This window comes from Streptomyces sp. NBC_00872, assembly GCF_045161915.1.
Classification (GTDB): Bacteria; Actinomycetota; Actinomycetes; order Streptomycetales; family Streptomycetaceae; genus Streptomyces.
Genome location: NZ_CP108806.1, coordinates 6,420,437 through 6,436,292 on the forward strand (window position 1 = coordinate 6,420,437; position 15,856 = coordinate 6,436,292).

Consider the following 15,856-nt stretch of genomic DNA (forward strand, 5'->3'; position numbering starts at 1 on the left):
TCCTGCCGGAGCGCGGGCGCCATGGTGCCGTACACCCCCGGCCGTACGGGAGCCGGGGGTGCACAGGAGCGACGGAGGGGAACAGGGCCGACCCGGCGAACGACGACGGGACGGGTGACCCCCGCTCAGAAGGAGTCAGGAGGAATCAGGAGGAGTCAGGAGGAGACGGCGGCGGTGCGCTCCGGCGCGGCCTGCGCCAGCACCAGATCGACATCGACCGGCAGACCGTCGCCCGTGTACACCGCCGGGCGCGCGTGCGGCGCGTACCCCGTGGCCGTGGCCGCCAGTACATAGTTCCCGCCGGTCTGCGGCAGCAGCGCGTAGGCGCCGTTCCCGTCGCTGGTGGTGAGCCCCGCCTGCCTGCCCCCGGCGTCGATGAGTGTGACGTTCGCCCAGGCCACGGGCGTACCGTCCGGGTCCAGCACCCGTCCCCGGAAACCGCCGGATCCGGCGACGAGTGTGTGCTGCGGTCCTCGCTCGCTCTCGTCCGGAGTGGATCCCCGCGACTCCAGTGCCTCCAGTGACTCAAGCGACGCCAGGGACTTCGGTGCCAGGGACGCCGGCTTCGGCCCGTTCGCCGCCGACCGCTGCGAGGGCAGGAACGCCGCCAGCGCCAGACCGGCGACCACCGCGCCCGTGGCGATCAGGAACGAGATACGGAAGCCGTGCAGGGTGGGCAATGTCACCCCGTCCGAGACGGCCGACGTATGGGCCAGCACCATGCCGATCACCGCGCTCGACACCGATGTGCCGATGGAACGCATCAGGGTGTTCAGACCGTTGGCCGCGCCCGTCTCCGAGGGATCCACGGCGGCGATGATCAGCGCCGGGAGCGAGGAGTACGCGAGACCGATGCCCGCGCCCACGACCACCGAGATGACGATGGTCTGCCACGGCGCGCTCATCAGGCCGAGGCCCGCCCCGTATCCGATACCGATGATCAGCATGCCGAGCATCAGCGAGACCTTGGGGCCGCGCCGCGCGGAGATCCGGGCGTAGATGGGCGCCGTGAACATCATCGTCAGCCCGAGCGGCGCCACGCACAGCCCGGCCACCACCATCGACTGGCCGAGACCGTAACCGGTGGACTTGGGCAACTGGAGCAGCTGGGGCAGCACGAGCGAGATCGCGTAGAAGGCGACCCCGATCATGATCGAGGCGAGATTGGTGAGCAGCACCTCACGGCGCGCGGTGGTACGGAGATCGACCAGCGGCGCGGAACTCCTCAGCTCCATCACGCCCCACAGCAGCAGGATGACGACCGCCAGGACGAACAGCCCGACCGTGGTGGTCGAACCCCAGCCCCAGTCGCCGCCCTTGGTGATCGGCAGCAGCAGGGAGACGAGCCCCGCGGAGAGCCCGATCGCGCCGAGCCAGTCGAAGTCGCCGGTGGCCCGTACCGACGACTCGGGTACGAAGCGCAGGGTGAGCAGGATCGACAGCGCGCCGAGCCCGGCCGCGCAGAAGAACAGCGCGTGCCAGTCGGCGTTCTGCGCGACCAGGGCCGCGCCGGGCAGGGCGAGCCCGCCGCCCACGCCGATGGAGGAGCTCATCAGCGCCATCGCGGAGCCGAGGCGCTCGCGCGGCAGTTCGTCCCGCATGATGCCGATACCGAGGGGTATCGCGCCCATCGCGAAGCCCTGGAGCGCCCTGCCGACGATCATGATGACGAGATCATTGGTGAATCCGCAGATCAGCGAGCCGGTCACCATGACGGCGAGGCTGGCGAGGAGCATCCGGCGCTTGCCGAAGAGATCCCCGAGCCGGCCCATGATCGGGGTGGCGATGGCGCCGGCCAGCAGGGTCGCGGTCAGGACCCAGGTGGCGTCGGCGGGTGAGGTGTGGAGAAGTGCGGGAAGGTCCTTGATGACGGGCACGAGCAGGGTCTGCATCACCGCCACGGTGATGCCCGCGAAGGCGAGAACGGGGACGATGGCACCGCCCTCACGGGTCCGGGAAGCCTCCGGATGCTGATCGGTTGTCGGCTGTGGCATACGTGCGTCCTCCGGGCAGGAAAGAGGGAGTCGGGGCAGGGGCGTGGCGGTGGGGACGGGCGGACAGCACGGTCCGCCAAGTGGGTGCAGTGTGCAACCTTCCCCATCGCCGCGTTATTCCGGCGAACGCGGTACGAACACGGTCCGACACCGGCGCGCTTTCTTCTGACGGTTCGTCAGGTGGGGAATCCCGGCGGAGGGCCCGTGCGTCCTGCCCCTCGGGCGGAAACGTGCTCCGGCAATCCGATGTACGGCTCGCTCCCCGGCTGCGACCATGACGCGCATGGTCCGAGCCGCCGCGGATTCCGAAGCCGCCGATAACGCAGACATATCCGGGTCAACTGCCCAAAAGGGGCTAACTGGCTCCGCCCGTAACCGTGTCCGAACCTGGGCGGTGGTCCTCACCGCCTGCGCGGGACAGTTCCTCGTCGTCCTCGATGTGTCTGTGGTGAATGTCGCACTGCCGTCGATGCGCGCGGACCTCGGGCTCTCCGCCGGTGGTCTTCAGTGGGTGCTCAACGCCTATTCGATCGCTTTCGCCGGTTTTATGCTGCTCGGTGGACGGGCGGCGGATCTCTTCGGGCGCAAGCTGATGTTCCTGACGGGGCTCGGGGTGTTCACCCTCGCGTCCGTCGCGGGCGGACTCGCGCAGGAGGGCTGGCAGTTGCCGGCCGCCCGCGCCGTACAGGGCCTCGGCGCCGCCGTACTGGCGCCCGCGACGCTCGCCATCCTGACCTCGGCCGTGCCGGCCGGAGCCGCCAGGACCCGGGCCATAGGCACCTGGACGGCGGTCGGCGCGGGCGGCGGGGCGGCCGGCGGACTCATCGGCGGCGTGCTCACCGATCTGCTCTCCTGGCGATGGGTGCTGCTGATCAATGTGCCGGTCGGGGTGCTGGTCCTGGCCGGGGCCGCGGTGTGGCTGACCGAGAGCCGCAGGGATACGGGGCGGCGCCTCGATCTGCCCGGCGCGGTGCTGGTCACGGGCGGTCTGGCGGCGCTGGCGTACGGCATCGTGCAGACCGAGGAGCGGGGCTGGGGCGCGGGGGCCACCCTGCTGCCGCTGGCCGGGGGAGCGGTGCTGCTGGGGCTGTTCGTGGCGGTGGAGGCACGGACGAAGGTGCCGCTGATGCCGCTGGGGCTGTTCCGGGTACGGGCGGTGTCGGCGGCGAACACGGCGATGTTCGTCTGTAGTTCCGCGTCCTTCGCCGTCTGGTTCTTCATGACGGTCTACGCCCAGAACGTGCTGGGATACGGGCCGTTGGAGGCCGGTCTCGCGCTGGTCCCGAGCTCACTGAGCATTGTGCTCGGCTCGAAGCTCGCGCCCCGGTTGATGCCCCTGGCCGGTGCCCGGAATGTCGCGGTCATCGGGGCGCTGGTCGCGGTCGCCGGATTCGGCTGGCAGTCCCTGCTGACCCCGGACGGACCGTATCTCTCGTCGATCCTCGGCCCCGGTCTGCTGATCATGACCGGTCTGGGGCTGACGGGCACCACGCTGGCGGCGCTGGCCACGGGCGGCGCGGAGCCCGGTGACGCCGGTCTGGTCTCGGGCCTGGTCAACACCTCGCGGACGATGGGCGGGGCGCTCGGTCTCGCCGTGCTGTCCACGGTGGCCGCGTCCCGTACGGCGGGCGGTACGAGTCCGCAGGCGCTGACGGAGGGATACGCGCTGGCGTTCAGGACGGGCGGCGCGGTGGTGCTGGCGGGGGCTCTGCTGATGGTGCTGTGGCTGCCGCGCGGCTCCTCGGACGGGTGACCGGCTGACCGGCGAGGGGGCGGTCCGGGGCTCCGGGGGCTCCGTGGATCAGAGCCAGCCCTGGCGGCGGGCGGCGCGTACCGCCTCCATGCGGTTGCGTGTGCCGGTCTTGCCGATGGCCGACGAGAGATAGTTCCGTACGGTCGACTCGGAGAGATGGAGCCTGGCCGCGATGTCGGCGACGGTCGCGCCGTCCACGGAGGCGTTCAGCACCTCACGCTCGCGCGCGGTGAGCGGGTTCGGGCCCGCGCTCAGGGCCGCCGCCGCCAGCGCGGGATCGATGACGGTCTCGCCGGTCAGCACCTTGCGGATCGCCGCGGCGAGTTCGTCCACCGGTCCGTCCTTGACCAGGAAGCCCGCCGCTCCCGCCTCCATGGCCCGGCGCAGATAGCCGGGCCGGCCGAAGGTGGTCAGGATCAGCACCCGGCAGTCGGGCACCTCGTCCCGCAGCAGCGCGGCGGCGTCGAGACCGCTGATACCGGGCAGTTCGATGTCCAGCAGCGCCACATCGGGACGCGAGAGCAGCGCGGTGTCCACGATGGCGTCGCCGGTGGCCACCTGGGCGACCACCTCGATGTCCGGCTCCATACCGAGCAGCAGCGCGAGGGCCCCGCGCAACATGCCCTGGTCCTCGGCGAGAAGGACGCGTACGGACGTGGCCGGCCTGTGGTCCCGGGGCATCTCTGTCATCTGCACAGGGTAGGGCGGCGAGACCGGCCCGCCCCGGACGCGGAAGTCCGCGACCTGGCGAGGCGCGCACGAGCGCGCGCCGGTCAGACGTGTGCCGTCCGGACGTGCGTCGGTCACACGCGCGCCGCTCAGACGTGCGCCGTCGAGGCGTCCACCGGCAGGAGGGCGGTCACCCGGAAGCCCTGTCGCGCCCCTGGCCCGGAGCCTTCCGCCGTACCGTCCGCCGGGGTGCTCGCCGGGCCCGTTTCGAGGGACCCGCCCGCCGCCGCGAGCCGTTCGGTGAGGCCCTTGAGCCCCGTACCGCCGCCAGCGCTCGCCCCGGCACCGACGCCGGCCACGGCACCGACGCCGTCGTCCGTGACCGTCAGTCCGACCTGTTCGGGCGTGCCGTCCACGGTGATCGTGCAGCGGGTCGCGGCACTGTGCCGTACGGCGTTGGTGACGGCTTCCCGTACCACCCAGCCGAGCAGCACCTCCGCCCACGGCTCCAGCGGCGGCCCGGACCGCCGTATCACCGGTTCGATCCCGGCGGCCGTCAGCGCCGAGCGCGCCCGGTCCAGATCCGTGGCGAGGCTGCCCTCGCGGTAACCGGTGACGGCCTCCCGGATCTCGGTCAGGGCCTGTCTCCCGACGGACTCGATGTCGGAGACCTGGGTCAGGGCCGCGTCCGGATCGTCCGGCGTCAGCCTGCGCGCGGCCTCCGCCTTGACCACGATCACGGACAGCGTGTGGCCGAGCAGATCGTGCAGATCGCGGGAGAACCGCAGCCGCTCGCGTTCCACCGCCGAGCGCGCCAGCTCCTGGCGGGTGGCGCGCAGTTCCCCCACCGTCTCGGCGAGGGTGAGGATCGCCGCGGTCACCATCATCGAGATGAACGTGCCGTACGCGACCCCGATCGCGCCCCAGCCGTCGTGGTACGCGCCGACGGCCCCCGCGACGGCGCTCAGCGGAAGACCCACCCAGGCGAGAGCGCGCCCGCGCACCACGGTGCCGCAGGCCAGCCCGAAGAGCGGGAAGAACAGCAGCCAGCTCCCGCCGTAGAGACCGCCGAGCCCGAAGGTCATCAGTCCCATCCCGGCGAGCGACCACCAGATGACATGGCTGCGCCGCTTTCCCGGGACGAAGGCCGTGAACACGACGGAGACATAGAGGGAGTTGAAGACCAGCAGACCGATCCCGCCCAGCCAGGGGTTCGGGGTCCTGCCCTGGACGAGATTGGAGAAGGACCCCAGACCGAGGAGCAGCCAGGGCAGCATCGCGTAACCGCTGGGCGGCCCCGGTCTCCCGCGGCCCGGTTCGCCGCCGTCCCTGCTCCGGCTCGGCCGCCGGTTCCGGTCCTTGTCCCGGGTCTTCCACGTCATGTCGTTCGTCCGTGTCATGCCGATGACGCTACGGAAGACGGCCGCCCCTCCGGCAGACGCGGATGTACGGAGTCGCCCGGTACAAATGTCACGGCGGGGACGCCCCGACAGAGCGCGGACCCCTCAACAGAGCGCGCACGCCTCAACAGAGCGCCGATACCCCGACGGAGCGCGGACGCCCCCACAGGAAGAGGCCGCCGCGTCCGTGCCGCGACGGCCTCCCGTGGTGTGTGTACCGGCCCTGAACTCAGGCCGCGTTGCTGTGTTCCCCCTCCGCCGAGCGGCGGTGGCGGCCGTGGGCCGGGGACATCGAGTCCTCCGTGGAGGCCTCGCCACCTCGGTGCTTTCCGAAGTGGCTGATGTCATCCCGATCGGCGGCCGTCGCCTGCGGGCGCTCCTGGGTCGTGTTGCTTCGGGCTTCGGACATGTGGGAAGTCACCCCGTCGTGATCGCTTCTTGTTGTGGCGCAGGGGCCCCGGCTTTTCCTGTACCGCCCCGACGAAGTGGCGGTCACCGTTCCACATCACAGTCCCCGACAAATGCCCGGTCGGTACGGCTGCGCAGCCCCGGAAGAAAGTCTATCCAGGTACCCCACGCCCGGTGAGAGGCGCCTGCTGCAAGGGGACCGGCCTGCACATCACAGGAGTTCGCGGGGGTGCGAACGGTTCCCCCGCCGGGGATTCCGTTTGTGTGAGTTGTGTGAGCACCGGTGGCCCCGGGACCGTCACGGAGTTCACGGCCGTCCCGGACGTCAGTGGTGCCGTAGGTCTCACCTCCGCCGACGGCTCCAACGGCGCGCTGGATCCGGCCGGTTCCGCCGGGGCCGCCAGCCGGGCCACTCCGCACGGCACCTCACTCGTCGCGTACGGCAGCCGCAGCACACCGTCCCGGGTCCAGAACCCCGTTCCCGCCAGCCACCCCGCGGGCGGGGGCAGTTGATGAATCCGACGGCCCATCGGACGCCACACCCCGAGCCCGCTGCCCGCCGCGCCGTCGATGCGCAGCGCCACCGCGCAGCTCTCCGGCATCAGCACCTGCCCCGGCTGTACGGCGAACGGTGTCACCGCGTGGTCCGCGAGCCGCAGACACTCGGGGAAGCGCACCGGACGCAGACTGCCCAGTACGCCCCAGCCCAGCCGGTCGTGACCCGGTGCGTCCGAGCGGATCAGCAGCAGTCCGCTGTCGGCGTCCGCCAGCAGCAGCCGGTCGTTGCTCTCCTCGGTGATCTGGAGCAGTGGCGTCGCCTCGCCACCGCGCCCCAGATCGACGGCGACGGCCTTCACCACGCCGTCCCTCTCCCGGTCCAGGGCCAGTATCCGCCCCGTGCGGTCGAGCCAGACGCCGCCCGAGCAGTAGCCCGCGATCTCGGCCACCGGCTCGGGTCCGAACGCGCCGCCCGCCACCAGCCAGACCGTGGTGGAGTGCTCGCCGGGCGCCAGGGCGTACGCGCTCCTGCCGTCCGGAGGCGGCGGAAGCAGGGTCAGCCGGTCGCAGCCGAGCGCGCCCAACGGCAGTTGACCCGTGGCCGGTCCGGTCGGATAGAGCAGCGAGAAGTCGTGCCGGTCCGCGACCCGGCGGCGGATGAGCACCCGTCCGTCGGCCATGGGCAGGACATCGGAGTCGGGTTCCTCGGGCTGGTCGAGGGGGAGGGGTACGGCGTAGGGCTCGGGTCCGTCGAGGGTCCAGCGCTCCGGGAACCAGGCGTCGCCGCGCCCGTCCCCGCCGGTCCCGCCGTCCCCGGCGTTCCCACCCCCGCCCTCGCCCCCGTCGCCCCGCCCGTTCCCGCTTCCGCCCCCGCTTCCGCCCCTGCTTCCGCTTCCGAGCGTCAGTCGCGCCGCGTAGGTCCCGTCCGCCGTGATCGCGAACCCCGTACGCCGTAGCGCTCCGTCCTCCGCAGCCGTCTCGATGGCACAGGCCGTCATCGGTTCGTCACCTCCGGCGACGAAGCTAGTTTTCGCACTTCCTGCCGAACAACACGACGTCGACCACTTCACACATATGGGTGGCCATGGCGGGATTTGCCGGAGCGTGTGGGGGTGGGTGTGCTGACGGGAGGAGGGGGTGTTTAAAGTAAGGCATACCTAAGTCGGCGTCCGGCCGACGCCCGACCGGCGTCCCGAACCCGTACGCAGGCCTCGAATCCGCACGCCCGGCGTGCACCCAGCACTTCCCAGGAGCATCCAGATGTCCATACGACGCCGTGGCTCGGCCGCCGTGGTCGCACTCGCCGCCGCGCTCTCCCTCGCGGCCTGCGGCAGCGGCGGCGACTCCTCCGACAGCGGTTCCGCCGCCTCCGACGACGGAGGGAAGAAGGCCGCGGTCGCCACGGGCGGCAAGGACTTCGCCGACGCGGCCACGAAGACGGCCACATACGGGACCGACGCCGGGCCGGGTCAGTTCCCGCGCACGATCACACACGCCATGGGCACGACGGAGCTGAAGGCCCGGCCCGAGCGGGTCGTGGTCCTGGACGTCGGCGAGTTCGACAACGTCGTGTCGCTCGGCGTCAAGCCCGTCGGCTACGCCCCCACCGAGGGCGACGAGGCCATCCCGAGCTATCTGAAGCAGGGCGCGGGCGACCCCGAGAACGTCGGCACGATCAACAATCTCAACCTTGAGGCGATCGCCGGGCTCAAGCCCGATCTGATCCTCGGCAGCCAGCTGCGCGCGGCCGACAAGTACAAGGAGCTGTCGCGGATCGCTCCCACGGTCTTCTCCATCCGGCCGGGCTTCACCTGGAAGGAGAACTACCTCCTCAACGCGCAGGCGCTGGACCGTACCGCCGAGGCGAAGGCGGCCCTCGCCGCGTACGACAAGAAGGCGGCGGCCCTCGGCGCGGACCTCGGCCAGGACAAGCCGACCGTCTCGATGGTGCGCTACATGCCGGACAAGCTGCGGCTGTACGCGAAGGCGTCCTTCATCGGCACGATCCTCGACGACATCGGCCTGCCGCGCCCCGAGAACCAGCGGATCAACGATCTCGCCGTGGAGATCAGCCCGGAGAAGATCGACGACGCCGACGCCGACTGGATCTTCACCGGGGTGTACGGCGACCCGAAGAAGACCCAGCGGGACACCGCGCGCTCCAACCCCCTCTGGAAGAACCTCAAGGCGGTCAAGGCCGGCCAGGCCAAGGACGTCAAGGACGAGACCTGGTACCTGGGCCTGGGCGTGACGGCGGCCGACCTGGTGCTCGACGATCTCCGCGGCTACCTGGTCAAGTAGCGCGCCGCCCCGGGACCCTGGGGTACGGAGGCACCCCCTCCGCTGCCTCGGGGACCTGGGGCACGGAGGTATCTCCTCCACCGGACTCCCCGGGCTGATCCACGAGCTGATCCACGAAGACCGGCCGGACAGGGCCCGGCCGTCATGAGCTGTTCCGGTCATGGCCGGTGGGGCACGTGGGACAGGTAGCCTTTGCTCCGTGCCCTCCGTGCCCCGCCTGTCCGAAGTGATCGCCACGCTCGACGCCCTCTGGCCCCCCGAACGGGCCGAGCGCTGGGACGCCGTCGGTACGGTCTGCGGAGATCCCGACGCGACGGTGACCCGGGTCCTCTTCGCGGTCGACCCCGTCCACGAGATCGCCGAAGAGGCCGTGAAGCTGGGCGCCGAGCTGATCGTCACCCACCACCCGCTCTATCTGCGCGGTACGTCGACGGTCGCGGCCTCCACCTTCAAGGGCCGTGTCGTGCACACCCTCATCAAGCACGACATCGCGCTGCATGTGGCCCACACCAACGCCGACACCGCCGACCCCGGAGTCTCCGACGCCCTCGCGGGCGCGCTGGACCTGCGGATCGTCGGGCCCCTCGTACCGGACCCGACGGATCCGGCGGGACGGCGCGGACTCGGCCGGATCTGCGAGCTGGACCGTCCCGCCACCCTCCGGGACCTCGCCGCGCGCGTCGCGCACCGGCTGCCCGCCACCGCGCAGGGCGTACGGCTGGCGGGCGACCCGGAGGCCCTCGTCCGTACGGTCGCGGTCAGCGGCGGCTCGGGCGACGGTCTCTTCGACCAGGTCAGAGCGGTGGGTGTGGACGCGTTCCTCACCGCGGATCTGCGTCACCACCCCGCCTCCGAGGCCACACAGCACTCACCGCTGGGACTGATCGACGCCGCGCACTGGGCCACCGAGTGGCCCTGGTGCGAGCAGGCCGCCGCCCAGCTCGACGAGATCTCCGACCGCCATGGCTGGGACCTGCGGGTCCATGTCTCGAAGACGGTCACCGACCCCTGGTCCGCCCACCACGATTCTTCAGGAGCCCCCAACTGAACGCCGCGCCCGCCGACCAGATCCGACTTCTCGACGTCCAGGCCCTGGACGTACGACTGTCGCAGCTCGCCCACAAGCGCAGCTCGCTGCCCGAGCACGCCGAGATCGAGTCGCTCACCAAGGACCTCGCCCAGCTCCGTGACCTGCTGGTCGCGGCGACGACCGAGGAGAGCGACACCGCCCGCGAGCAGACCAAGGCGGAGCAGGACGTCGACCAGGTGCGCCAGCGTGCCGTACGCGACCAGCAGCGGCTGGACTCCGGCGCGGTCACCTCGCCCAAGGACCTGGAGAACCTCCAGCGGGAGATCGTCTCGCTCGCCAAGCGCCAGGGCGATCTGGAGGATGTCGTCCTTGAGGTCATGGAGCGCCGTGAGTCCGCGCAGGAGCGGGTCGCCGAGCTGACGGAACGTGTCTCCTCCGTCCAGGCCAAGGCCGATGACGCCGCCACGCGCCGCGACGGAGCGCTGGAGGAGTTCGACGGCCAGACCGCGGCCGTGACCAAGGAGCGCGAGATCATCGCCGCGTCGGTGCCGGCCGATCTGCTCAAGCTGTACGAGAAGCTCCGCGTCCAGCAGGGCGGGGTGGGCGCCGCCCGGCTCTTCCGGCGCCGCTGCGAGGGCTGCCAGCTCGAACTGAACATCACCGAGGTCAACGAGGTCAGGGCGGCGGCGCCGGACACCGTGCTGCGGTGCGAGAACTGCCGCCGGATCCTGGTCCGTACGTCCGAATCGGGTCTGTGATGGCGAAGTTCGTCGTGGAGGCCGACGGCGGTTCCCGGGGCAACCCGGGCCCTGCCGGTTACGGCGCGGTCGTCCTGGACCCGGTGACGGGCGAGACGCTCGCGGAGGCCGCCGAGTACATCGGGGTCGCGACGAACAACGTCGCCGAGTACAAGGGGCTGATCGCGGGCCTGAAGGCGGCGAAGGCACTGGACCCGGCCGCGTCGGTGCGGGTCCGTATGGACTCCAAGCTCGTCGTCGAGCAGATGTCGGGGCGCTGGAAGATCAAGCACCCGGACATGAAGCCGCTGGCGGCGGAGGCCGGGCGGATCCTGCCCACGGGACAGGTCACCTACGAGTGGATCCCGCGCGAGCGGAACAAGCACGCGGACCGGCTGGCCAACGAGGCGATGGACGCGGGCAAGAAGGGCAAGCGGTGGGAGCCGTCGGCGTCCACGGCGGACCTGGACACGGGGGCGGCGCGCAACGCGTCACGCGGCGGCGCGGGTGCGGGTGCGGGTGCGGGTCCGTCCGGCCGGGGGCCGGGCCGTACCGCCGGCGGCGCGGCCGCCACCACGTCCGCGTCCGCTCGTACGCCGGCTCGTACGTCCGCGCCTTCCGGGCCGGCGGGTGACGCGGCGGCGGGCGCGGCGAAGGCGCGGGCGGCGCTCGCGGGTGGCCGCGCGTCCGGAGCCGGGGGCACGGCGGCTCCGGCGTACGAAGAGCCCGCCGACGAGCCGCTCACGACGGCGAACCTGAAGACGTCCGAGGCGCGGAAGCCGGCCTCGGGGACCTCCGGCGGGTCGGGTACGAGCGGGTCGGGCGCGAGCGGGTCGGGCGCGCAGGGCGTTTCCACGACCGCGGCCCCGACGGTCGGCTGGGGCCCCTCCGCCGATCTCGGCACTCCCGCCACCTTCGTCCTGCTGCGGCACGGCGAGACCGCCCTCACGCCCGAGAAGCGCTTCTCCGGCAGTGGCGGCGGCGACCCCGAACTCTCCGCGATTGGCCACCGTCAGGCCGAGGCCGTCGCCACGGCGCTGGCCGCGCGCGGCACCGTCCAGGACATCGTCTCCTCACCGCTCAGGCGCTGCCGTGAGACGGCGGCGGCCGTCGCCTCCCGGCTCGGGCTGGACGTCACGGTCGAAGAGGGCCTGCGCGAGACGGACTTCGGCGCGTGGGAGGGGCTGAGCTTCGCCGAGGTACGGGAGCGCTACCCCGACGACCTCAGCGCCTGGCTCGCCTCACCCGCCGTCGCGCCGACGGGCGGCGGCGAGAGCTTCGCGACGGTCGGCCGCCGGGTCAGGGCGGCCCGTGACCGGCTGCTCGACCGGTACCAGGGGCGGACGGTCCTGCTCGTCACGCATGTCACCCCGGTGAAGACGCTGATCCGACTGGCGCTCGGCGCACCGCCCGAGTCGCTGTTCCGGATGGAGCTGTCGGCGGCGTCGCTGTCGGCGGTGGCGTACTACGCGGACGGCAACGCGTCGGTCCGGCTGCTGAACGACACGTCCCATCTGCGCTGACCGCTGACCGCTGACCGCGGCCCGGGGACGGGCGGCGGGTAGCGGGGGCTCTCCGGCGGGGGCCCGGACCGCCGCGCTCAGACCGCCGTGCGCCCTGCTCGGACCGCCGCGCTCAGACCGCCGTGCGCAGCGCCGAGGCCTCACGGGCCAGCGACTCGACCCGCCCCCAGTCCTTCGCCGCGAGCGCGTCCGGCGGAAGCATCCACGTACCGCCGACGCAGCCCACGTTCCGCAGGGCGAGATACGCAGGCGCCTTCGCGGCGGTGATCCCGCCCGTCGGGCAGAAGCGTGCCTGGGGGAGCGGGCCGGCGAGGGAGGCGAGATAGGCGGTGCCGCCCGCGGCCTCGGCGGGGAAGAACTTCATCTCGGTCACTCCGCGTTCGAGCAGCGCCACCACCTCCGAGACCGTCGAGACCCCGGGCAGGAACGGCACCCCCGAGTCCCGCAGCGCGTTCAGCAGCGTGTCCGTCCACCCGGGGCTGACCAGGAAGCGCGCGCCCGCCGTCACCGAGTCGGTCACGGCCCCGGCCGTGAGAACCGTCCCGGCACCGACCACCGCGTCCGGCACCTCGGCGGCGATCGCACGGATCGCGGCAGGCGCGGCGGGGGTCCGCAGCGTCACCTCGATCGCGGGCAGCCCACCCGCGACCAGGGCACGGGCGAGGGGCACGGCGTCGGCGGCGTCCTCGATGACGACGACAGGGATGACGGGAGCGAGGTCGAGCACGGAGGTCATGGCGCCATCCTGCCGTGCGCCGGCCATCCTCCGCAATGAACGTTGCACCCCACGCAACGCGCCTGCGACGACGCGGGCGGGACGCGCGCTGCGGGAACGGGTGACCCGATGCCCGAGCGACCTGGTCGTCGGGCGCAGGGCGGTCGCGTCGGCCGTCCGCCAGCCCACGGATCCTGCGGCTCCGTTGAGCCGTGCCCGGTTACGGCGGCCGAGTGCCCCGGTCGTCGGGCGCCGAACGGCCGCGCCCGCCCGGCGGCTCGCTGATCCGGCGGCCCGGGGGCCGGAGGCCGACCGCCCGCCGGCCCGCCTCCCCGCTCGTCGGCTCCGCGCTGCCGCTGTCCGGCGCGGGCCCTCGCGGTTTCCGCCGGGGGCGGTGTCGTCAGTGGATTTCCGTGACCACCACATCCAGCGCCCATGGCCGGTCGGCCCGCGACGGGGCCGTCGCTTCCACCACGTATCCGAGCTGCCGGAGCGTCTCCACCAGGGCCGCGGGGTTCTTCGGGCGGGCGCCCGCGGTGAGCAGGTCCCGTACGAGCCGGCCCTTGGTCGCCTTGTTGAAGTGGCTCACCACCGACCGCTTCTCCACCCCGGTCACGGGATCGGTCCGCGCGTGCAGCACCCGTACCCGCGCGGTGCGGCCCGCCAGTTCGCCGTTCGGCTGCCACGCCGCCGCGTACGCCGAGGAGCGGAGATCCAGTACGGTCCCGCCGTCGGCCGCCTCCGGCAGTACGGACTCCATCCGCGCGCGCCAGTACGCGCCCAGCGCGCCGAGCCCCGGCAGCTTGACCCCCATCGAGCAGCGGTACGGGGGGATACGGTCGCCCACCCGTACCGCGCCCCAGAGCCCGGAGAAGACCAGCAGCGACTTCCCGGCCCTACGGCGCGCGGCGGTGTCGAGCGTGGCCAGGTCCAGCGCGTCGTACAGCACGCCGGTGTAGATCTCCCCGGCCGGACGGGTACCGGCCGTCCGCAGCACCGCGTTCTTCGCGATCTCGCCCCGCAGGCCTTCGCTCAGACCTAGCACCTCGCGCGCCTTCTCCTCATCGGCCGCGCACAGTTCGACGAGTTCGTCCAGCACGGCGCTCCTGGCCCCGGTGAGCCCAGGCAGCGACAGGGACTCCAGCTTCAGCGGAGCCCCGCGCCCGGAAGCGGACTTGCCTTCCGACGGCGGCAGCAGGACGAGCACGTGACTTCTCCTCGGGGATGCGGGACGCGGGGGTGCGGGGGGCAACGGGGTACGGGGTACGGCCCCCGCGCCAGGGTAGGCGACGCCCGCTTACACGCGTTCGGCCCCCGCCACCGGTGAGGGCGTCGGTCCCGTCAGGACACCGAGCGCCCCCGCGCCTGGGCCCGCGCCGCCGCATCCGCCGGCGCCCTCGTGACCAGCTCCGGCCGGTCGGCGTGGAAACGGATCACCCGCGCCCGCCCTTCCCCGCCCAGCGGCCGTACGAACGTGACGGGCGCGGTCAGCTCCACCCGTACCGTCGTCTGGCCGCCCACCACGAGGTCCAGGATCCCGTCGTCGGCGGGGTCGTACTGGATCAGCTTGCCGTCCGGGTACCGCCGTTCGACCCGTACGGAGGCGATCCGGTCCGCGTCGATCCGCAGATCGAGGAGCGTGCCGTAACGGATCCTCAACGAGCCGTCCGCGCCCACCACATGAGGCCGTGTCACACAGCCCGCGTGCAGCGCCAGCACCATCAGCACGGTGTAGACGTCGAGCACGAGCAGGATCCGGTGGACCAGCGGCCAGGGGATCAGCAGCGCCAGCATCACCGTCTCCACCACGGCCACGAAGAGCAGTCCGTACATCATCGCCGTCTGCGGACCGGTGTACGGGACGGGCTGATCGCCCTCCCGTACGCCGTGTGTGCGGCGTACGGCCCACCGGGCCAGGCTGCCCATGGACCGTATGTTCTGGGTGACGATTCCGCGCCAGGCGATGCCTCTCATGCCGATTCCCCGTCCTGTGTCGGTTCCCGCGCGGGTTCGCGCGTTCGTTCCCGCGCCCGTCGCATGAGCGTCTCGATCATCAGCTGTACGACCCGGCCCTGCGCCGGCGGGAAGTCGGCGAGCAGGGCGTCCCGGAACCCGGTGGCGACCGCCGGCTCCTCCCGCTCGTCCGCCGCCGTCATACCGGCCAGCAGCTCATCGGGCACGACGCCCGCCAGTTCGGCGGCGAGGGGCTCGATCCGGGGGTCGTCGGGCGGGGTGTCGGCGAGTTCGTCGAGCCGCCGGTAGAGACCGAGGACATGGGTGCTCCGCGTCAGCGGGCGCAGCGCGTCGTAGAGACGGTCGCTGCCTTCCGATGTGTCGAACAGGGTCAGCAGTTCCCGGTCCTTGCCCGCCATCGGGGAGTCGGTGACGGGAAGGGATCCCAGCAGCCGGGCCAGGGCGGGGGACACCGGCTCCTCGGCCGTCGCCGGCCGCCGCATCAGCTCGGCGAGTCTCTCGCGCCGGGCCCGTATCCCGGCCTCCTGACGGGCCAGATCGGCGTCCAGCTCACCGAGGACCTCGATGAACTCGCGCCCCTGGTCGTCGGCGATGACATCCCGTACCTCGTCCAGCCCGAGCCCCACCTCGGTCAGCCGCCGGATCCGGGCGAGGAGCACGGCGTCCCGCACCGAGTAGTCGCGGTAGCCGTTGGCGCGCCGCGCGGGCTCGGGCAGCAGGCCGAGGTGGTGGTAGTGCCGTACCGCCCGTGGGGTCACCCCGACGAGGGCGGCGATCTCTCCGATCCGCATGAACCCAGTAGAGACCCTGACGCTGCGGCAAGGTCAAGGAGCCCGTCCCCCCACCGGCCGCGA

14 protein-coding genes are annotated in these 15,856 nt (G+C 72.3%); 5 read left to right on the forward strand and 9 right to left on the reverse strand.

Annotated elements, in window-relative coordinates:
- Positions 1–155: 155 nt before the first annotated feature.
- Positions 156–1,994 (reverse strand): MFS transporter, encoded by a 1,839-nt coding sequence (locus OG214_RS27465; protein WP_405986242.1) that lies wholly within the window; start codon positions 1,992–1,994, stop codon positions 156–158.
- Between the two features lie 283 nt (positions 1,995–2,277).
- Between OG214_RS27465 and OG214_RS27470 the strand changes: the two genes are divergently transcribed.
- Positions 2,278–3,747, forward strand: a complete 1,470-nt coding sequence (locus tag OG214_RS27470) for an MFS transporter (protein WP_405986243.1) — start codon at positions 2,278–2,280, stop codon at positions 3,745–3,747.
- Positions 3,748–3,795: 48 nt separating this feature from the next.
- On the opposite strand, the gene OG214_RS27475 is transcribed toward OG214_RS27470, so the two are convergent.
- The 4 genes from OG214_RS27475 to OG214_RS27490 all read right to left on the reverse strand — a co-directional run bounded on the left by OG214_RS27475 (position 3,796) and on the right by OG214_RS27490 (position 7,720).
- Entirely contained in the window at positions 3,796–4,437 is a 642-nt protein-coding gene (locus OG214_RS27475; protein WP_405986244.1) for a response regulator, read from the reverse strand.
- Positions 4,438–4,565: 128 nt separating this feature from the next.
- Entirely contained in the window at positions 4,566–5,816 is a 1,251-nt protein-coding gene (locus tag OG214_RS27480; RefSeq protein WP_405986245.1) for a sensor histidine kinase, read from the reverse strand.
- 229 nt (positions 5,817–6,045) lie between these two features.
- Positions 6,046–6,225: a hypothetical protein gene (locus OG214_RS27485; protein WP_363082964.1), complete on the reverse strand. Its 180-nt coding sequence runs from the start codon at positions 6,223–6,225 to the stop codon at positions 6,046–6,048.
- A gap of 151 nt (positions 6,226–6,376) precedes the next feature.
- Positions 6,377–7,720 carry a hypothetical protein gene (locus OG214_RS27490; RefSeq protein WP_405986246.1) on the reverse strand — a complete coding sequence of 448 codons (1,344 nt, stop codon included), beginning with the start codon at positions 7,718–7,720 and terminating at the stop codon, positions 6,377–6,379.
- A 262-nt stretch (positions 7,721–7,982) separates the two neighbouring features.
- Here OG214_RS27490 and OG214_RS27495 point away from each other — a divergent pair, with 262 nt between their 5' ends.
- From OG214_RS27495 to OG214_RS27510, 4 genes are all read left to right on the forward strand, one after another.
- Positions 7,983–9,023, forward strand: a complete 1,041-nt coding sequence (locus OG214_RS27495; protein WP_405986247.1) for an ABC transporter substrate-binding protein — start codon at positions 7,983–7,985, stop codon at positions 9,021–9,023.
- A gap of 208 nt (positions 9,024–9,231) precedes the next feature.
- Positions 9,232–10,071, forward strand: coding sequence for a Nif3-like dinuclear metal center hexameric protein (locus tag OG214_RS27500; RefSeq protein ID WP_382850214.1), 840 nt, complete (start codon positions 9,232–9,234; stop codon positions 10,069–10,071).
- Positions 10,068–10,811 carry a C4-type zinc ribbon domain-containing protein gene (locus OG214_RS27505; RefSeq protein ID WP_363082969.1) on the forward strand — a complete coding sequence of 248 codons (744 nt, stop codon included), beginning with the start codon at positions 10,068–10,070 and terminating at the stop codon, positions 10,809–10,811. Before OG214_RS27500 ends, OG214_RS27505 begins: the two co-directional genes overlap by 4 nt.
- Positions 10,811–12,313 carry a bifunctional RNase H/acid phosphatase gene (locus OG214_RS27510; protein WP_405986248.1) on the forward strand — a complete coding sequence of 501 codons (1,503 nt, stop codon included), beginning with the start codon at positions 10,811–10,813 and terminating at the stop codon, positions 12,311–12,313. Before OG214_RS27505 ends, OG214_RS27510 begins: the two co-directional genes overlap by 1 nt.
- Positions 12,314–12,425: 112 nt before the next feature.
- On the opposite strand, the gene eda is transcribed toward OG214_RS27510, so the two are convergent.
- The 4 genes from eda to OG214_RS27530 all read right to left on the reverse strand — a co-directional run bounded on the left by eda (position 12,426) and on the right by OG214_RS27530 (position 15,793).
- On the reverse strand, positions 12,426–13,049 hold the full coding sequence (gene eda / locus OG214_RS27515; protein ID WP_383033194.1) for a bifunctional 4-hydroxy-2-oxoglutarate aldolase/2-dehydro-3-deoxy-phosphogluconate aldolase: 624 nt from the start codon (positions 13,047–13,049) through the stop codon (positions 12,426–12,428).
- 379 nt (positions 13,050–13,428) lie between these two features.
- Positions 13,429–14,235 (reverse strand): peroxide stress protein YaaA, encoded by an 807-nt coding sequence (gene yaaA, locus OG214_RS27520; RefSeq protein ID WP_405986249.1) that lies wholly within the window; start codon positions 14,233–14,235, stop codon positions 13,429–13,431.
- Positions 14,236–14,369: 134 nt separating this feature from the next.
- Positions 14,370–15,002 carry a hypothetical protein gene (locus OG214_RS27525; protein ID WP_405986250.1) on the reverse strand — a complete coding sequence of 211 codons (633 nt, stop codon included), beginning with the start codon at positions 15,000–15,002 and terminating at the stop codon, positions 14,370–14,372.
- On the reverse strand, positions 14,999–15,793 hold the full coding sequence (locus OG214_RS27530) for a MerR family transcriptional regulator (RefSeq protein WP_405986251.1): 795 nt from the start codon (positions 15,791–15,793) through the stop codon (positions 14,999–15,001). Before OG214_RS27530 ends, OG214_RS27525 begins: the two co-directional genes overlap by 4 nt.
- Positions 15,794–15,856: the final 63 nt, after the last annotated feature.

What these genes read in the sequence shown, in the direction of transcription:
- OG214_RS27530 (WP_405986251.1), bottom strand. Translation starts at nt 15,793, where the DNA reads ATGCGGATCGGAGAGATCGCCGCCCTCGTCGGGGTGACCCCACGGGCG.
- OG214_RS27510 (WP_405986248.1), top strand. Translation starts at nt 10,811, where the DNA reads ATGGCGAAGTTCGTCGTGGAGGCCGACGGCGGTTCCCGGGGCAACCCG.
- OG214_RS27485 (WP_363082964.1), bottom strand. Translation starts at nt 6,225, where the DNA reads ATGTCCGAAGCCCGAAGCAACACGACCCAGGAGCGCCCGCAGGCGACG.
- eda (WP_383033194.1), bottom strand. Translation starts at nt 13,049, where the DNA reads ATGACCTCCGTGCTCGACCTCGCTCCCGTCATCCCTGTCGTCGTCATC.
- OG214_RS27475 (WP_405986244.1), bottom strand. Translation starts at nt 4,437, where the DNA reads ATGACAGAGATGCCCCGGGACCACAGGCCGGCCACGTCCGTACGCGTC.
- OG214_RS27490 (WP_405986246.1), bottom strand. Translation starts at nt 7,720, where the DNA reads ATGACGGCCTGTGCCATCGAGACGGCTGCGGAGGACGGAGCGCTACGG.
- OG214_RS27465 (WP_405986242.1), bottom strand. Translation starts at nt 1,994, where the DNA reads ATGCCACAGCCGACAACCGATCAGCATCCGGAGGCTTCCCGGACCCGT.
- OG214_RS27525 (WP_405986250.1), bottom strand. Translation starts at nt 15,002, where the DNA reads ATGAGAGGCATCGCCTGGCGCGGAATCGTCACCCAGAACATACGGTCC.
- OG214_RS27480 (WP_405986245.1), bottom strand. Translation starts at nt 5,816, where the DNA reads ATGACACGGACGAACGACATGACGTGGAAGACCCGGGACAAGGACCGG.
- OG214_RS27470 (WP_405986243.1), top strand. Translation starts at nt 2,278, where the DNA reads ATGGTCCGAGCCGCCGCGGATTCCGAAGCCGCCGATAACGCAGACATA.
- OG214_RS27495 (WP_405986247.1), top strand. Translation starts at nt 7,983, where the DNA reads ATGTCCATACGACGCCGTGGCTCGGCCGCCGTGGTCGCACTCGCCGCC.